Raw genomic sequence first — 16967 nt, 5'->3', positions numbered from 1 at the left:
TCGTTAACACTCTCTAAAAGCCGAAAGGAAATTAAATGGAGAATTTGCAATTGTTGGCCATGATTCAAGCTTACACCGGTGTTGGTATCGGTTTGATCATCGGTTTGGGCGCAGCTGGTGCCTGTATTGGTATCGGCATCATGTGTGCAAGCTTCCTGGATGGCGCTGCTCGTCAACCAGAACTGATCCCTGCCCTGCAAGGCAAGGTATTCCTGCTGCTGGGTCTGATCGATGCTTCCTTCATTATCGGTGTTGGTCTGGCCATGATGTTCGCCTTTGCAAACCCATTGCTGAGCGTAGTCGCTTAACTGAGCCAGTTCTGGATTAAGTGTAAGTAATTAAACTTAAATCTGACTGGATTTAACGGCTCGGGAGCAAATATGAATATCAACCTGACACTCATTGCGCAGGCTATCTCATTTGCCATTCTGATCTGGTTCACCACAAAGTTCGTGTGGCCATATCTCCTGAATGCAATCGAGACTCGCCAGAAAACCATTGCGGATGGTCTGGCTGCGGCTGAGCGCGGTAAGCAGGAGCTTGACGTGGCAACCCAGCGTTCCGCTGAAGTTGTCAACGATGCCAAGCAGAAAGCGACTTCCATCATCGCTCAGGCTGAAAAGCGTGCCAGCGATATCGTGGAAGAAGCCAAGGCGAATGCCAAAGCAGAAGGCGATCGTATTATCGCTGGCGCCAAGGCCGAAATCGACCAGGAAGTGAATCGTGCCAAGGAAGGCCTGCGTCAGCAAGTATCTACGCTGGCAATTGCTGGTGCCGAGAAGATCCTGCGCAAGGAAATCGATGCCAAGGCGCATGCTGACCTGTTGACCAGCATCGCAAACGAGCTCTAAGGAATGGGAGCACGATATGGCTGAAGCGATCACCATTGCGAGACCTTATGCGGTAGCGGTTTACCGCCTGGCCAAGGAAAAGAATGCGTTGGCAGATTGGTCGCAAATGCTTGCTCTTGCCGCTGCAGTGGCGGCAGATGAGCAAATGCGGGCGTTTATTGACAACCCCAAGGTTGATGCGGCTGAGTTGGAGCGCGTATTCCTCTCCGTTACGGGAGACAAACTCAACGAGGCGGGCGTCAACCTGGTCAAGTTGCTGGTGGAATACGGTCGTTTATCCATCCTGCCGGAAATTGCCACAGCATTCGAAGACTTGAAGTCCCAGGAAGAAGGTGTGCTGGAGGCGGAGATTACCGCCGCAGCCCAGCCTAGCGATGCTGAGTTTTCAGCCATCGTGAAACGCCTGGAAACCAAGTTCGGCAAAAAGGTTGAAGCAAGCGTAAAAGTGGATCCGGCAATTATTGGCGGAATCAAAATTGTAGTCGGCGATACGGTCATTGACGCTTCAGTCCGTGGCCAATTGCAAGAGTTGGCCTACACGCTGAAAGGTTAGGAAAAAGTAATGCAATTATCTACGTCAGAAATCAGTGAACTGATTAAGAGCAGATTAGAGAATTTCTCCACCAGTGCTGAAGCGCGTACCCAAGGTACCGTGATTTCAGTGACTGATGGTATTGTCCGTATTCATGGCCTTTCCAACGTGATGGCCGGTGAAATGATCGAGTTCCCAGGCAACGTATATGGTCTGGCATTGAATCTGGAGCGTGACTCCGTAGGTGCCGTGATTCTGGGTGACTACGAAAACATCACCGAAGGTGACACCGTCAAGTGTACCGGCAAGATCCTGGAAGTGCCAGTTGGTCCTGAACTGGTTGGTCGCGTAGTGAATGCGCTGGGTCAGCCTATCGACGGCAAAGGCCCGATCAACGCCAAGCTGACAGACAAGATCGAAAAGGTCGCGCCAGGCGTGATTGCCCGTAAGTCTGTTTCGCAGCCAGTACAAACTGGTATCAAGGCGATTGACTCCATGGTGCCAGTTGGCCGTGGCCAGCGTGAGTTGATCATCGGCGACCGCCAGACCGGTAAGACTGCGGTTGCTGTTGATGCCATCATCAACCAGAAGGGTCAGAACATGACCTGTATCTACGTTGCGATCGGCCAGAAGGCTTCCACTATCGCCAACGTGGTACGCAAGCTGGAAGAGCATGGCGCGCTGGAGTACACCATCGTCGTGGCTGCCTCCGCATCCGATCCTGCTGCCCTGCAATTCCTGGCGCCGTATGCCGGTTGTACCATGGGTGAGTATTTCCGTGATCGCGGCCAAGATGCACTGATCGTCTACGATGACTTGACCAAGCAAGCTTGGGCATATCGTCAAATCTCCTTGCTGCTGCGTCGTCCACCAGGCCGCGAAGCTTATCCAGGTGACGTGTTCTACATCCACTCCCGCCTGCTTGAGCGTGCCGCTCGCGTGAGCGAAGAGTATGTCGAGAAGTTCACCAACGGCGAAGTGAAAGGCCAGACCGGTTCCCTGACCGCATTGCCTATCATTGAAACCGCTGCGGGTGACGTTTCCGCGTTCGTTCCGACCAACGTGATCTCGATTACCGACGGTCAGATCTTCCTGGAAACCGACCTGTTCAACTCCGGCATCCGTCCTGCGATCAACGCTGGTATCTCGGTATCGCGCGTAGGTGGTGCAGCGCAGACCAAGGTCATCAAGAAACTGGGCGGCGGTATCCGTCTGGCACTGGCTCAGTATCGTGAACTGGCTGCGTTTGCGCAGTTTGCTTCCGACCTGGACGAAGTGACCCGCAAGCAGTTGGATCGTGGCCGTCTGGTCACTGAATTGATGAAGCAGGCGCAGTATCAGCCATTGTCTACTTCCGAAATGGCAGTAAGTTTGCTGGCAGCCAACAAGGGCTTCTTCGACGATGTGCCGGTTGCACGCGTATTGGCATTTGAATCTGCCCTGCACTCCTTCCTCAAGTCCAAGTACAAGAACATCCTGGACAAGATCGACAGCACCAATGACCTTGGTGGTGACGACGAGAAGGCTCTGGAAGCAGCGATTCAAGACTTCAAAGCAACCAACGCTTACTAAGCTTAAGTACAGACAGGCAGACTAGACAATGGCTGGTAGCAAAGAGATACGTAGCAAGATCAAGAGCGTAGAAAATACGCGCAAGATCACCAAGGCGATGGAAATGGTGGCGGCGTCCAAGATGCGCAAGGCGCAAGAGCGCATGCGTATGGCTCGCCCCTATGCGGAAAAGATTCGTAATGTGACAGCTCACCTGTCGCAAGCCAATCCTGAATACAAGCACCCTTTTATCGTTAAGCGCGAGAAGGTGGCAAACGTCGGCTTGATCGTCGTGAGTTCGGACAAGGGCTTGTGCGGTGGCTTGAACACTAACGTTCTCCGCCTTTCGCTGAATCAGATGAGCGCATGGGAAAACGAAGGCAAGAAGATTGCCTTGAGTGCCATCGGCAATAAGGGTTTGACGTACTTGAACCGTGTTAATGCCGATGTGAGATCCCATGTCGTGGGTCTTGGCGATACGCCAAACCTGGAAAAGCTGATTGGCAGCATCAAGGTAATGTTGGATGCTTATATCGCCGGTGAGATTGATCAACTGTATATCTCTTATACCCGCTTCATCAATACCATGAAGCAGGAAGCCGTCATTGAGCAGCTGCTACCGCTGTCTGATGACAAGCTGGATACCACCAACAAAACAGCAACAGGCCCTTGGGATTACATTTACGAGCCCGATGCCAAGGTTGTTATCGATGAACTGATGACACGTTATATCGAGTCTATCGTTTATCACGCCGTTGCTGAAAACATGGCGTCTGAACAAAGTGCCCGCATGGTCGCGATGAAGGCCGCTTCGGACAACGCGAAGACCGTGATTGGCGAATTGAAGCTGGTGTACAACAAGGCACGCCAGGCTGCGATTACCAAGGAAATTTCAGAGATTGTCGGTGGCGCGGCGGCTGTCTAGTCGTGCTGAACTGTAGCTTAGCTAAAGCTCAAAGAATTTAAGTATAGATTGAGGATACCAAGATGAGTCAAGGTAAGGTTGTTCAATGTATTGGTGCCGTGGTTGACGTCGAGTTCCCACGCGATCAGATGCCCAAGGTATATGACGCACTGATCCTGGATGAAGAAACATCCACGGCAGAAGCAGGTTTGACACTGGAAGTGCAACAGCAACTGGGCGACGGCGTGGTTCGCGCCATTGCCATGGGCTCCAGTGATGGTCTTTCCCGCGGCATGAAGGTGAAGAACACTGGCAGCCAGATCCAGGTTCCAGTAGGTCATGGCACCCTGGGCCGTATCATGGACGTGCTGGGTCGCCCTATCGATGAGGCTGGTCCTATCGAAGCTGACGAAAAGCGCTCCATCCACCAAAAGGCACCCACTTTCGAAGAGCTTTCCCCTTCCGTTGACTTGCTGGAAACCGGCATCAAGGTGATCGACCTGGTCTGTCCTTTCGCCAAGGGCGGCAAGGTCGGCCTGTTCGGTGGCGCCGGTGTGGGCAAGACCGTGAACATGATGGAGCTCATCAACAACATCGCCAAGCAGCACAGCGGTTTGTCCGTGTTTGCCGGCGTGGGCGAGCGTACCCGTGAAGGTAACGACTTCTACCACGAAATGAAGGACTCCAACGTTCTCGACAAGGTGGGCATGGTGTTCGGCCAGATGAACGAGCCGCCAGGCAACCGTCTGCGTGTAGCGCTGACCGGCCTGACCATGGCGGAGCGTTTCCGTGACGAAGGCCGTGACATCCTGTTCTTCGTCGACAACATCTACCGTTACACCCTGGCCGGTACCGAAGTATCCGCGCTGCTGGGCCGTATGCCTTCCGCCGTGGGTTACCAGCCTACGCTGGCTGAAGAAATGGGCCGCCTGCAAGAGCGTATCACTTCCACCAAGGTGGGTTCTATTACTTCCATCCAGGCTGTTTACGTGCCTGCGGATGACTTGACCGACCCGTCCCCAGCGACCACCTTCCTGCACTTGGATTCCACCGTCGTGCTGTCCCGTGACATCGCCGCCCTGGGTATCTACCCTGCGGTTGACCCGTTGGATTCCACATCGCGTCAGCTGGATCCGCAAATCGTCGGTGAAGAGCACTACAGCGTGGCACGCTCCGTACAGTCCACACTGCAACGCTACAAGGAATTGCGTGACATCATCGCGATTCTGGGCATGGACGAACTGTCCCCAGAAGACAAGCTGACCGTAGCCCGTGCGCGTAAGATCCAGCGCTTCCTGTCCCAGCCTTTCCACGTGGCCGAAGTATTTACCGGCGCTCCTGGCAAGTATGTGACACTGAAGGACACCATCAAGGGCTTCAAGGCGATTGTCGCTGGCGAATACGATCACCTGCCAGAACAGGCGTTCTACATGGTAGGCGCGATTGAAGAAGCGGTTGAGAAGGCTAAGACTCTTAACTAAGAGTTTCTCAACTCATTTCTGCAAAGCGAAGGATAGGACGATATGGCATCGACAATACACCTGGATGTGGTGAGTGCGGAAGAGTCCATTTTCTCGGGCGAGGCGGAGTTTGTCGCCGCACCTGCGAAAATGGGCGAGGTAGGTATTTATCCCAACCACGCACCCTTGATCACCACCATCAAGCCAGGCGTGCTACGCGTTAAGGTCGCCAATAGCGGTGAGGAACAGGCCATCTATATTTCCGGCGGTTTGCTGGAAGTGCAGCCCGGCGTGATCACCGTATTGGCGGATACCGCGATCCGTGGCCACGACCTGGATGAAGCCAAGGCGATTGAAGCCAAGCGTGTTGCCGAAGAAGCATTGAGAAACAATGCCTCTGGCGTGGACTATGCGCGTGCGCAAGCTGAGTTGTCAGAAGCGCTGGCCCAATTGCAGACAATTGAGCAATTACGCAAGACGACGCACTAAACCTGCAAGTTTTGCTTGAGAAGGCAGCCATTTGGCTGCCTTTTTTCATTTATACTTTCAGTTAATTTTCAATGCTTGAACCGGACCAGAACTTGTCTCTTTCATCTCCCTCACCCAAGCTCAATATCGTGATTCTCGCAGCGGGCAAAGGCACCCGCATGCATTCCAGCAAGCCCAAGGTACTGCACACGCTGGCTGGTAAACCCATCCTTCAGCACGTGCTGGATACGGCACGCCAGCTCAAGCCTAGCAAGATCATCGTCATTTATGGCTTCGGCGGCGATGCAGTGCCGCAGGCCTTGCCAGCCGATGACATTACCTGGGTGGAACAGGCCGAGCAATTGGGCACAGGGCATGCCATGCAGCAAGCCCTGCCCCACCTCGAGGCTGATGCGAGGACATTGATCCTGCTCGGTGACGTGCCGCTGCTGGAAATGGCAAGTTGCGAAAAACTGCTCGCGCAGCAAGCCCCGTTGGCCTTGCTTACCGTCACCAAGCACAATCCTGCGGGCTATGGCCGCATCGTGCGCGAACAATCTTCGGTAAAGGCAATCGTCGAGCACAAGGATGCCTCGGAAGCGCAACGCGCGATCCAGGAGGTGAATACCGGCATCATGGCGGCGGAAAATGCCTGGCTGGAACAATGGCTCGCTCGCCTGGACAATCGCAACGCCCAGCAGGAATACTACCTGACGGATATCGTGGCATTGGCCGTAGCGGACGGCCAGGCGGTTGCCGCGACGCAGAGCGATGACGAGTGGCAGGTCACAGGCATCAACTCGAAACAGGACCTCGCGACGCTGGAGCGCGTCTATCAGCAGCGCTATGCGGCCAGGTTATTGGCGCAGGGCGTGACGCTGGCGGACCCTGCGCGCATTGACGTGCGCGGCACATTGACCGCCGGGCGCGATGTCGAGATAGACGTCGGCTGCGTGTTCGAGGGCGACGTGACCTTGGCTGACAACGTGCGGATCGGCCCTTATTGCGTGATCCGCAATGCCAATATCGGAGCCGGCACCGTATTGGCGGCTTATACCCATATCGACGATGCCAGCCTGGCGGCAGACTGCAAAATCGGGCCCTACGCGCGTTTGCGTCCGGGTACGGCCCTGGCCGACCATACGCACGTCGGCAACTTCGTCGAACTGAAGAACGCGCAGGTGGATACGGGCAGCAAGATCAACCACCTGAGCTATGTGGGCGACGCCACCGTAGGCAAGGACGTGAATATCGGCGCAGGCACCATCACCTGCAACTACGATGGCGTGAACAAGTCGCGCACCGTGATCGAGGATAGGGCATTCATCGGTTCCGACACGCAATTGGTGGCGCCCGTGACCGTCAAGGCCGGTGCGACCATCGCGGCCGGATCGACGATCACGCAGGATGCGCCGGCGGACACGCTGACCATGTCGCGTGTGCGCCAATTTACGATAGAAAACTGGAAACGCCCTGAGAAAGTGAAGAAATAAGATGTGTGGCATCGTAGGCGCAGTCGGTGCGCGTAATATTGTCCCGGTATTGATCGAGGGCCTAAGCCGCCTGGAATACCGCGGGTATGACTCAGCAGGGGTTGCCGTACTCAGCGAAGGTCATCTTCGTAGAGTACGTGCAGTGGGGCGCGTGGCGGAAATGCAGGGCAAGGCCAAGGCGGAAAACCTGACCGGGACGCTAGGCATCGGCCATACGCGCTGGGCCACCCATGGCGGCGTGACGGAGTCCAACGCGCACCCGCATATCTCGCGCGGGGAAATTGCCGTGGTGCATAACGGCATCATCGAGAACCATGACGAGCAGCGTCAGCGCCTGCAAGCGATGGGCTACGAATTCGAGTCGCAAACCGACACCGAGGTGATTGCGCACCTGATCCATCACTACCTTGCCCAGGATTTGGCATTGCTGGACGCGGTCAAGCATGCGGTCAAGCAGCTGACCGGCGCATTTGCGATCAGCGTGGTGTCCATCCACTACCCAGGCCTGATGATCTGCGCACGCCAGGGCTGTCCGTTGTTGATCGGCCTCGGGGAAGGCGAAAACTTCATTGCTTCCGACGTCTCCGCCGTGCTGTCCGTCACCCGCAACGTGATCTATCTCGAAGATGGCGATGTGGCGGATATCACCAAGGACAAGGTGATGATATTCGATGCCGCGGACCAGCACGTGGAGCGTACCGTGCACCGCAGCGATCTCTCGCTGGCCTCGCTGGAGCTGGGCCCCTACTCCCACTTCATGCAGAAGGAAATCCACGAGCAGCCGCGGGCATTGACCGACACGCTGGAAGCCATCATCGACGACAACGCCTTCAGCCCGGCCCTGTTCGGCGCAGAGGCGGAAACAGTATTTAACGAGGTGGACAGCATCCTGATCCTGGCGGCAGGCACGAGTTATTACGCCGGCCTGACGGCCAGGTACTGGCTGGAGAGCATCGCGCAATTACCTACTTCAGTGGAAATTGCCAGCGAGTACCGTTACCGAAAATCCGTGCCCAACCCCAGGCAGTTGATCATCACCATCTCCCAGTCCGGCGAGACCCTGGACACCATGGAGGCGCTCAAGCATGCCAAGTCGCTGGGGCAACATTTGACGCTGGCGATCTGCAACGTGCAGGAAAGCGCCATTCCCCGGGCATCACGCCTGGTCTTGTATACCCGCGCAGGCGCCGAGATCGGCGTGGCGTCGACTAAGGCGTTCACTACCCAACTGGTGGCCTTGTTCACGCTGGCCGCGACGTTCGCCAAGCAGCGCGGCTTGCTGGGCCAGGAACAGGAGCAGGCCTATATCGATGAGTTGCGCCACTTGCCCGGCAGCGTGCAGTATGCGCTCAACCTGGAGCCGCAAATCCGCGAGTGGGCCAAGGCGTTCAGCAACAAGTTCCACGCCCTGTTCCTCGGGCGCGGCATGCATTACCCGATCGCCCTCGAGGGCGCGCTCAAGCTCAAAGAGATTTCCTACATCCATGCCGAGGCCTATCCTGCCGGCGAGCTCAAGCACGGCCCGCTGGCATTGGTGGACAAGAACATGCCCGTGGTGGTGATCGCCCCCAACGACGCCCTGCTGGAAAAGGTGAAATCCAACATGCAGGAGGTCAGTGCGCGTGGCGGCGAGCTATTTGTCTTTGCTGATGCTGACAGCAATTTCACCGGCAGCGAAGGCGTGCACGTGATCCGCACCCCCAGGCACGTCGGCGTGCTGTCCCCCATCCTGCATACCATTCCCGTGCAGTTGCTGGCCTACCATGCCGCCCTGCTCAAAGGCACGGACGTGGACAAGCCGCGTAACCTGGCCAAGTCGGTGACGGTGGAGTAACCCCGGGATGAAGCCAACGAGGGGTGTATGCTGTTTTTTGGGTTTGATATTGATCGCGGGCGTCCAGGGCGTGCGTGCGGATACCGAGATTGACCACGGCTATTGGTTCAACCTGCATTTGCAGGGCCGCTTGCCCACAGAACATTTCTACTGGAGCATGGATAACAACCCGCGCTGGCGTGAAAGCGGGCACCACCTCGACCAGCTGTATTTGCGGCCGTCGGTGTTCTACATGGCGGACCCCAAAATCAGCGTCTGGCTGGGCCATGACACCATCGTCAGGCATCCGGACGGCAAACCGGCCTCCCATGAATATCGGCTCTGGGAGCAATTCCAATACCAGTTCGATCCGGTCGCGACAGTGACGCTGTCCAGCCGGTCCCGGTTGGAGCAACGCAGGCGCGAGGGCTACCATGAGACGGGACACCGGTTGCGGCAAATGCTCAAGGCGGTCACGCCATTATCGCTGCATCCCAAGCTGTCGCTGGTTGTTTCCGACGAGCTGTTCATCAATATGAACAATACTGACTGGGGAGCCAGGCATGGGATCGACCAGAACCGGTTTTTCGTCGGGCTCAATTGGAAACTCAATTCGTCCTCGAGCATAGAAACGGGCTACCTGAACCAATTCACCAACGCTCTGGCAAACAATCGCGACAGCCATATATTGACCACCACGCTGGGGTTCAAATTCTAGTTCGGCGATATTGAGTTGGAACGAGGCAGACCCTTCGCCGCGGGAAAAGTATGCTTGGATAAAGCAGAAGCATTATCTATTTTATCGGACAAGCCTGTGAGTACACTATTTGAAATCGCTAAACATTGATCGTATCAATAAAACCGGTCAGTAGCATAAATCACTAGCAGGGCTAGAAAAACTAGAAGAACTGCGATGGCTAGTATCATTGCCAACTTTTTCATGAAGCCTGGTTTATCAAATACCACGCCTTCTGCTTCCCTCACCCTCCTCTCTTCATCAAAATGCCATTTAATAGCAAAATAGGCTCCAATACCCAATACAATAAGCTTAAAAGCTCCAGCAAAGTATGGAAAGGAGTTAGCCCAACTGCCGTTCATTATCTATCTCCATCAAATTCAATATCGATTTTGCGGCAGCATAATCAAAGGTTCATGTTTAGTGCGCACCCAAAGCCAAGCTTTCTAGCTGGCGCAAGTCTACTGCTCGCGCTAGCTGTCCACAACTCTTTGCAATACCTGTAGTTATGGCGGTTTGCTAAATTAGCAAAAGCACTGGCACATTTATGTCCAAAACTGAGTTACACCAGTATGATATTTTAATACTCAGTTGTAGTTCGATTCAAACTTGGTAGTAGCAATATGTGGCGGGTGGTAAAGCATGTGTTTTAGCAGGAGTTTGGCCGCTTGTTGCCTATTCGTATGGCAGATATTGATCTGCATGATGATCTAGAAACGGGCTACCTGAACCAATTCACCAACGCTCTGGCAAACAATCGTGACAGCCATATATTGACCACCACCCTGGGGTTCAAATTCTAGGCCGGTGCATTTAACTCGAGCTAGGCAGACCCTCCACCCCGGGCGATGGGGATATTGCGTCAAGACATGCATTCAGGCATTCTTGGCAAGCGCGTGCACATTGCTGGCAGTGGCCTGCCTGATGCTGCGCGCATTCCTCCCCGCAGGTTTTGCATATTTCTGCGCAATCTTCCAGAATCAAATCGCTGAATTCGCTCTCCCGCTGCAGGAAATTGACAGCGAGCTGGCAAAACTCGGCACAGTCCAGGTCAAGCTGGATGCATCGCTGCAAATGATGGGGCGAACCTTCGGCCTGGCATGCCTCGGCACAATGCTGGCATGCCGCAATGCATTGCTTGAGTAATGGAATACAATCTTGCGCGGGATTGGTATGCATATTGTTTCCTCATGTTCCTGTGGAGTTTGACAATATATTCTAGTAAGCCCGCGAAGAGAGATTTATACGCATTCATCTCAAGTTCATGTCAGAATCAATGACTTAGAACGGCTGACCAAGCTCTCTTGGCGTTGTTGTCCTGCCTTGTCGCAACAGTTGTACTTCCTACAGCAGAGCGCCTAGCCAGGATCGCTTTGCTGGGTGTTGTCAGCCGTTCTTAAATCCTGCACGAGGCATCATAAAAGGGAATGGCTTGTTTTTTCGGCTGTTCTATAATGAACCCGCTGTTATTGTCCAGAATCCATTTATTTATATGAATAAGCAAGATCATATCCTGGTGGTCGATGACGACCACGAAATACGCGAGCTTTTAACCGATTATCTCCGCGATGCAGGCTTCAACGTATCGGAGGCCGCGAACGGGCGTGAAATGTGGCGGGTGGTGAACAAGGAGCCGGTCAACCTGATCGTGCTGGACTTGATGCTGCCGGAAGAGGATGGGTTGAGCCTGTGCCGGGAAGTGCGCGCGCAAGGCGATACGCCGATCATCATGTTGACGGCGAAAGGCACCTTGGTGGACCGCATCATCGGCCTGGAGGTCGGGGCCGACGATTATCTGCCCAAGCCGTTTGACCCGCGCGAGCTATTGGCGAGAATCAAGGTGATCTTGCGCAGGACCCGTACCGATACCGACAAGGCCGCCGCCGATGAGTTTGCCTATATCAGCTTCGAGGGCTGGCGTCTCGATACCCATGCCCGGCAGATGTTCTCGCCCGATGGCGTGATAGTGTCGCTGGGCAGCTCGGATTACATGGTATTGCGCGCGTTGCTCGAGCACCCCAACCGGCCCTTGAGCCGGGAGTTCCTGATCGAGCATGTCTATGGCAAGGACAGCCATGCGATGGACCGCTCGATCGACGTCTGTATTAGCCGCTTGCGGCACCATCTCGAACTGGACTCGCGCAACCCGAGTATTATTCGTACCGTGCGTAACGCGGGCTATATGCTGGCGAGCCAGGTCAAGCACGAAAAATGAAATGGAAATGGCTGTGGCCGGCTTCATTATTCGGCCGCCTGGTGATCGTGCTCGTAGCCGGCACCATGACGGCGCAAGTGCTGACCGGGTTCATCTGGTACGATATGAACTACGGCAAGGCGCTGGAAATCCCCACGCGCGTGCTCGCAGCCAAGCTCTCTGACAGCATCAGCCTGATCGAAATCAGCAAGGTCGAGGATGAGCGCTTGCTGATCCACAAGCTGAGCAATTCCATGTACCGCTTGTCGCCCGTGGATGCCCCTCCGCGCCTCAAGACCCTGAACACGCGCGATCGCGCGGTGGAGCTCTTGTTCAAGCACGTGTTCGAACAGGAGTTCGGCCGCTTGTTGCCCATCCGCATGGTGGATATCGACCTGCATGACGATCATGGCAGGGAGGCAGGCTGGCTGGACCTGTTCGAGTCGCACTACCCTTCCGCACATTTCGTCCTCTACGTGCAGCTCGATAGCGGCCAATGGCTGCAGCTGGACGCCTACGAAGGCCAGGCGGGCATGAGCATGGCGCCGCTCATGGACTTGTTCGACTACCTGTTCCGGATTTACTTCATCCGCATCATCGTGATCGTCGGCATCGCGTTGTTCGCCGTGCGGCAGATCATGCAGCCGCTGAACCGCCTGGCCGCGGCGGCAGAACGCCTGGGACGCAATATCTACAGCGCACCCCTGGACGTGGACGGTCCTACCGAAGTGCGGCGTTCCGCCAAGGCGTTCAACCTGATGCAGCAGCGGCTGATCGATACGGTGACGGAAAAAACCCGTTTCCTGGCTGCAATCTCGCATGACCTGCGTTCCCCCATCACCCGCATGCGCTTGCGCACGGAGCAGATCGACAAGCCATTGCTGCGCGAAAAATTCCGCCGCGATCTGGAAGACATGGAAACCTTGATTTCTTCCACGGTGGACTTCATGCGCGGGGTGGAGGTACATGAAAACCGCCATCCCATCGATATCAACGCCATGTTGCAAAGCTTGCAGATAGACGCGCAGGAAACAGGGGCCGAAGTGTCGCTTGCCGGCGAGGCGGCTCCCATCGATGGTTATGCCGTCAGCTTGAAACGCTGCCTGCAGAATTTGCTGGAAAATGCGATCCGCTATGGCAAATCCGCGCACATTGAAGTCATGGATGCCCCGAACCGGTTGCGCATCGCCATACGCGACCGCGGCCCTGGCATCCCTGAAAACCTGCTCAAGCAGGTGTTTGAGCCGTTCTACCGGGTTGAAACTTCCCGCAATGCGGCGACAGGCGGCTCTGGCTTGGGTTTGAGCATTGCCAAAACTATTGTGGAAGCGCATGATGGACAAATCCATCTGCGTAACATGGCTTCAGGAGGTCTTGAAGTGCTGATTGACTTGCCAAGGCAGTTTTCCGAACCTGCCGCAGAATAAAAATTGCGAGTAATGGGAGACTGTTTCACGATTGCCATGATCGTCCGGCCCCATTGAGATCAAAATAAATAGATTGTGGTGAAAAGAATGAGCAGCACAAATATCTCTGATCGGGGCTTGAGCGTTGCAATGCAGCTTCATATGCTGAGTTTTGCAATCAATCGGATTCAAGAGATTGTTCTTGTCTGTGATGCTGATGCCAGGGTATGCCTGGCCAACCTGGCTGCCTGCGAAGTGCTGGGTTGCAGCGAATCTGAGTTGCTGCAGATGTCCGCCACCGATATTTTCCCCCATCTTGATGCCGCACAATGGCAAAGGGATTGGCAATCCTTGCAGCAACAGCACGTCATCATCCGGGAAGCCACGCTGCATGGCAAAACCGGCGCCTCGATTCCCGTAGAGCTCCAGGCCAATTACTTCGTGGATGCAGGCCAGCCGTATTGCATATTGCTGGGGCGCAACCTCACTGCCCATCTCGACATGCTGGAAAAGCTGCGGGAGCAGGAGCTGCAGTATCGCCAGCTGGTAAAGAACTCCCCGGATATCTTCATCCGTTACGACCAGGATTGCCGGCGTATTTTCCTCAGCGATGGCTATGAAGCGGTGTTCGGGGTGCCTGCGGCACAAGCCTTGGGAAGGCGGCCGACCGAAATCTGGGGCCGGCCCACGATGCGCCCGGAGGATTACGAGGCCCGGTTGCGTGAAGTCATGCAGTCAGGAAATACGCAGGAAATCGAGCTGGAATGGACGGAAGGTGACCACTACGTCTGCCAGTCCTTGCATGTCGTGCCCGAGCGCAACGTGAAGGGCGGGATTACCGGCGTTTTGACGATTGCCCGCGATATTTCGCATATCCGCCGCGTGGAGCGGGAGCTGAGGAAACGGGAAAAATACCAGAGCGCGCTGATCGAGAATTTTCCCTTCGTCGTCTGGCTCAAGGACCTGAACAGCAAATTGCTGGCAGCCAACAGCGCCTATGCCAAGTTTGCCGGCGTGGTCTCTAAAGAGGAGTTGGAAGGGAAGACGGATTTCGACCTGTTCCCCCTGGAAGACGCCACCACCTATGTCGACGGGGATAAACGCGTGCTGCAAAGCGGCCAGCCTTACCTGGCGATAGTGCCGATCACCAAGGCTAACGGCGAGAAGGGCTGGATAGAGGCCTACAAGTCACCAATGGTAGTGGACGGCAAGCTGATGGGGACGGTAGGTTTTTTCCGCGACATCACCGATATCAAGCAGAACGAGGAGAAACTGCTGCAGCGCGAGCGCGAGTTGCAGTCGCTGATCGATAACACGCCAGACACCATCATCCGTTACGACCTCAACGCGCGCAGGCTGTATGCCAACACGCCCAAATTGAAGCGCATCGGCATCGAAAGCGGCAAGCTGATCGGCACGACGCCATCCGAGTATCCCGGCGGCGAGGCCTATGTGAAGTATGAGGAAAAGATCAAGGGCGTCATCAGCAGCGCGACGCCGGATTTCCTCGAGCTGCATGGCAAGGCTGACAATGGCAGCACCTGGTTCATCCATGTGCGCATCGTGCCCGAATTCGGCGAGCAGGGGCAGGTGATCGGGGTGCTGGCGGTGGAGCGCGACATTACCGAGCTGATGGAATACCGCGAGCGCATCCATTACCTGGCCTATTACGATGCATTGACCGGCTTGCCTAATCGCACCCTGTTTGCCGATCGCGTCAACCAGGTGCTGGCGGATGCCAGCTGGCACGAACAGCGCTTTGGCCTGATGATGCTGGACCTGGACCGCTTCAAGGAGGTCAATGATACCCTCGGGCACCAGGCCGGCGACGACCTGCTGGTGGCGGTCGCCCAGCGGCTCAATGTCTCGGTGCGCAGTTACGACACCATTGCCCGCCTGAGCGGGGACGAGTTTGCGATCCTACTGCCGGAACTGCGTAACCCGGATGACCTGGCCACGATCGCCAGGAAGATCAATGATGAAATCGCCAAGCCGTTCCTGATCCACAAGAAAGAGCTGTTCATCTCCACCAGCATCGGCATCGCGATCTACCCGAACGATGGCGATGACCGGGCGACATTGTTCAAGAGCGCCGATGTGGCGATGTACCATGCCAAGAGCTATGGCCGCAACAATTACCAGTTCTACTCCCGTGAGCTGGGCTCCAAGGCTTCGGAATACATCATGCTGGGCGCTTCCATCCGCCAGGCGCTCAAGAACGCCGAGTTCGAGCTGTTCTACCAACCCCAGGTCGACCTCATGAACGGAGCGATCGTCGGTGCCGAGGCATTACTGCGCTGGCGCAACCCGCAACTGGGCGTGGTGATGCCCGATCGCTTCGTCAAGGTGGCGGAAGAAAGCGGCCTGATCGTCGAGATCGGGGAGTGGGTGTTGCGCGAGGCCTGCAACGCCGTGGTTCGGCTGAACCGCTATCGCCCCGACGACGGCCCGCTCAGCATGGCGGTCAATCTTTCGTCCCGCCAGTTCCTCTATAACGACCTGCTCGCTTCGGTGCAGGAAATCCTGGCAGAAACAGGCTGCAAGCCCGAATGGCTGAAGCTGGAAATCACGGAAAGCCTGTTGCTGGAAGATAGCCAGGAAATCATCAACACGCTCAGCTTGTTCAAGGAAATGGGCATTACCATTTCCATCGACGATTTCTGCACCGGCTATTCCGCCATGAGCTACCTTGGGCAGTTCCCCATCAGCCAGGTCAAGATAGACCGTTCCTTCGTGCGCGATATTGCCGCCAAGCAGGACAAGCTGGAATTGATCACCGCCATTATCCGCATTGCGCATGCGTTGCGGCTTGAGCTCGTGGCCGAGGGGGTCGAGAGCAAGCAGCAAGCCAACCTGCTCAAGATCCAGGGCTGCACGATTGCGCAAGGGTATTTCTTCGGCAAGCCGATGCGCTTGCGCCACCTGGAGTTGATCCTTGCCGACGGGCAAGACCTGATGCAATAAACTGCCCCATTCCTGGAGCAGAAAACGGCAGGGTTTGCAGGAATACAACACTGCTATATAATGAGATTTATTCTCATTTATTGCGATTTCGCAATACGGCTTGTCCTATCTTGAACGCTTTCAAGGCTCTATACGCGAACCACCATAGCTGGCTCAACCATTGGTTGCGCAAGAAAATGGGCAACCATTTCGATGCGGCCGACCTGGCGCAGGATACCTTCCTGCGCGTCCTGCTCAGCGGGGATGCCGACAAGCTGCACGAACCTCGCGCTTTCCTTACCACCGTGGCCTCCGGCCTGGTTTCCAATTTCTACCGCCGCAAGAAGCTGGAGCAGGCCTATCTCGACGCGCTTCTGCATTTGCCTGAAGCGGAGGCGCCCTCCCCCGAGGCAAAAGCCATCATGCTGGAAACCTTGGTCGAAATTGATGGTCTTCTTGATGGTTTGCCATACAAGGTGCGCAAGGCGTTTCTGCTATCCCAGCTGGATGGGATGAGCCATGCGGATATTGCCGGGGAGCTGGGCGTGTCGATATCGACAGTCAAGCGCTACATTGTCCAGGCGGTAGAGCAATGTTGTTTCGGAGGAGCGTAGTC

16 protein-coding genes are annotated in these 16967 nt (G+C 55.7%); 14 read left to right on the top strand and 2 right to left on the bottom strand.

Annotation, left to right across the window (positions count from 1 at the left end):
* Positions 1–35 precede the first annotated feature (35 nt).
* From atpE to ACKF11_RS05945, 10 genes are all read left to right on the top strand, one after another.
* Complete coding sequence (gene atpE / locus ACKF11_RS05990) at positions 36–308, top strand: F0F1 ATP synthase subunit C (RefSeq protein ID WP_011480965.1); 273 nt, start codon at positions 36–38, stop codon at positions 306–308.
* Positions 309–380: 72 nt separating this feature from the next.
* A complete protein-coding gene (locus tag ACKF11_RS05985; protein ID WP_309565975.1) occupies positions 381–851 on the top strand; it encodes a F0F1 ATP synthase subunit B in 471 nt (156 codons plus the stop codon).
* Positions 852–867: 16 nt separating this feature from the next.
* Positions 868–1404, top strand: a complete 537-nt coding sequence (locus ACKF11_RS05980) for a F0F1 ATP synthase subunit delta (protein ID WP_407993478.1) — start codon at positions 868–870, stop codon at positions 1402–1404.
* Positions 1405–1413: 9 nt separating this feature from the next.
* Entirely contained in the window at positions 1414–2955 is a 1542-nt protein-coding gene (gene atpA / locus ACKF11_RS05975) for a F0F1 ATP synthase subunit alpha (RefSeq protein ID WP_309565973.1), read from the top strand.
* A 28-nt stretch (positions 2956–2983) separates the two neighbouring features.
* Positions 2984–3859, top strand: a complete 876-nt coding sequence (atpG, locus tag ACKF11_RS05970; RefSeq protein WP_309565972.1) for a F0F1 ATP synthase subunit gamma — start codon at positions 2984–2986, stop codon at positions 3857–3859.
* A gap of 62 nt (positions 3860–3921) precedes the next feature.
* The gene (gene atpD / locus ACKF11_RS05965) at positions 3922–5319 is read left to right on the top strand and encodes a F0F1 ATP synthase subunit beta (protein ID WP_407996334.1); all 1398 of its coding nucleotides are present in this window, start codon (positions 3922–3924) and stop codon (positions 5317–5319) included.
* Positions 5320–5361: 42 nt separating this feature from the next.
* Positions 5362–5787, top strand: coding sequence for a F0F1 ATP synthase subunit epsilon (locus tag ACKF11_RS05960; RefSeq protein ID WP_309565970.1), 426 nt, complete (start codon positions 5362–5364; stop codon positions 5785–5787).
* A 158-nt stretch (positions 5788–5945) separates the two neighbouring features.
* Positions 5946–7259: a bifunctional UDP-N-acetylglucosamine diphosphorylase/glucosamine-1-phosphate N-acetyltransferase GlmU gene (glmU, locus tag ACKF11_RS05955; RefSeq protein ID WP_407996396.1), complete on the top strand. Its 1314-nt coding sequence runs from the start codon at positions 5946–5948 to the stop codon at positions 7257–7259.
* Position 7260: 1 nt separating this feature from the next.
* The gene (glmS, locus tag ACKF11_RS05950; RefSeq protein ID WP_407996333.1) at positions 7261–9093 is read left to right on the top strand and encodes a glutamine--fructose-6-phosphate transaminase (isomerizing); all 1833 of its coding nucleotides are present in this window, start codon (positions 7261–7263) and stop codon (positions 9091–9093) included.
* A gap of 49 nt (positions 9094–9142) precedes the next feature.
* The gene (locus ACKF11_RS05945) at positions 9143–9790 is read left to right on the top strand and encodes a DUF2490 domain-containing protein (protein WP_407996332.1); all 648 of its coding nucleotides are present in this window, start codon (positions 9143–9145) and stop codon (positions 9788–9790) included.
* Between the two features lie 134 nt (positions 9791–9924).
* On the opposite strand, the gene ACKF11_RS05940 is transcribed toward ACKF11_RS05945, so the two are convergent.
* Positions 9925–10170, bottom strand: a complete 246-nt coding sequence (locus ACKF11_RS05940) for a hypothetical protein (protein ID WP_309565966.1) — start codon at positions 10168–10170, stop codon at positions 9925–9927.
* A gap of 451 nt (positions 10171–10621) precedes the next feature.
* Complete coding sequence (locus ACKF11_RS05935; RefSeq protein ID WP_309565965.1) at positions 10622–10987, bottom strand: four-helix bundle copper-binding protein; 366 nt, start codon at positions 10985–10987, stop codon at positions 10622–10624.
* 313 nt (positions 10988–11300) lie between these two features.
* On the opposite strand from ACKF11_RS05935, the gene ACKF11_RS05930 reads away from it, so the two are divergent.
* From ACKF11_RS05930 to ACKF11_RS05915, 4 genes are all read left to right on the top strand, one after another.
* Positions 11301–12023, top strand: coding sequence for a response regulator (locus ACKF11_RS05930; RefSeq protein ID WP_309565964.1), 723 nt, complete (start codon positions 11301–11303; stop codon positions 12021–12023).
* Positions 12020–13429: an ATP-binding protein gene (locus tag ACKF11_RS05925; RefSeq protein WP_309565963.1), complete on the top strand. Its 1410-nt coding sequence runs from the start codon at positions 12020–12022 to the stop codon at positions 13427–13429. The genes ACKF11_RS05930 and ACKF11_RS05925 overlap by 4 nt, the downstream gene beginning before the upstream one ends.
* 141 nt (positions 13430–13570) lie before the next feature.
* A complete protein-coding gene (locus tag ACKF11_RS05920) occupies positions 13571–16372 on the top strand; it encodes a bifunctional diguanylate cyclase/phosphodiesterase (protein ID WP_407996331.1) in 2802 nt (933 codons plus the stop codon).
* 110 nt (positions 16373–16482) lie between these two features.
* The gene (locus ACKF11_RS05915) at positions 16483–16965 is read left to right on the top strand and encodes a sigma-70 family RNA polymerase sigma factor (protein ID WP_407996330.1); all 483 of its coding nucleotides are present in this window, start codon (positions 16483–16485) and stop codon (positions 16963–16965) included.
* Positions 16966–16967: the final 2 nt, after the last annotated feature.

This window comes from Methylobacillus draconifructus (genome assembly GCF_045984385.1).
Classification (GTDB): Bacteria; Pseudomonadota; Gammaproteobacteria; order Burkholderiales; family Methylophilaceae; genus Methylobacillus; species Methylobacillus flagellatus_A.
This window is presented reverse-complemented; position numbering and strand designations above follow the sequence as displayed.

Excerpts from the sequence above, each read along its gene's own strand:
- atpE (WP_011480965.1), top strand. The coding sequence starts at position 36 with ATGGAGAATTTGCAATTGTTGGCCATGATTCAAGCTTACACCGGTGTT.
- ACKF11_RS05985 (WP_309565975.1), top strand. The coding sequence starts at position 381 with ATGAATATCAACCTGACACTCATTGCGCAGGCTATCTCATTTGCCATT.
- ACKF11_RS05980 (WP_407993478.1), top strand. The coding sequence starts at position 868 with ATGGCTGAAGCGATCACCATTGCGAGACCTTATGCGGTAGCGGTTTAC.
- atpA (WP_309565973.1), top strand. The coding sequence starts at position 1,414 with ATGCAATTATCTACGTCAGAAATCAGTGAACTGATTAAGAGCAGATTA.
- atpG (WP_309565972.1), top strand. The coding sequence starts at position 2,984 with ATGGCTGGTAGCAAAGAGATACGTAGCAAGATCAAGAGCGTAGAAAAT.
- atpD (WP_407996334.1), top strand. The coding sequence starts at position 3,922 with ATGAGTCAAGGTAAGGTTGTTCAATGTATTGGTGCCGTGGTTGACGTC.
- ACKF11_RS05960 (WP_309565970.1), top strand. The coding sequence starts at position 5,362 with ATGGCATCGACAATACACCTGGATGTGGTGAGTGCGGAAGAGTCCATT.
- glmU (WP_407996396.1), top strand. The coding sequence starts at position 5,946 with ATGCATTCCAGCAAGCCCAAGGTACTGCACACGCTGGCTGGTAAACCC.
- glmS (WP_407996333.1), top strand. The coding sequence starts at position 7,261 with ATGTGTGGCATCGTAGGCGCAGTCGGTGCGCGTAATATTGTCCCGGTA.
- ACKF11_RS05940 (WP_309565966.1), bottom strand. The coding sequence starts at position 10,170 with ATGAACGGCAGTTGGGCTAACTCCTTTCCATACTTTGCTGGAGCTTTT.
- ACKF11_RS05935 (WP_309565965.1), bottom strand. The coding sequence starts at position 10,987 with ATGCATACCAATCCCGCGCAAGATTGTATTCCATTACTCAAGCAATGC.
- ACKF11_RS05930 (WP_309565964.1), top strand. The coding sequence starts at position 11,301 with ATGAATAAGCAAGATCATATCCTGGTGGTCGATGACGACCACGAAATA.
- ACKF11_RS05925 (WP_309565963.1), top strand. The coding sequence starts at position 12,020 with ATGAAATGGAAATGGCTGTGGCCGGCTTCATTATTCGGCCGCCTGGTG.
- ACKF11_RS05920 (WP_407996331.1), top strand. The coding sequence starts at position 13,571 with ATGCTGAGTTTTGCAATCAATCGGATTCAAGAGATTGTTCTTGTCTGT.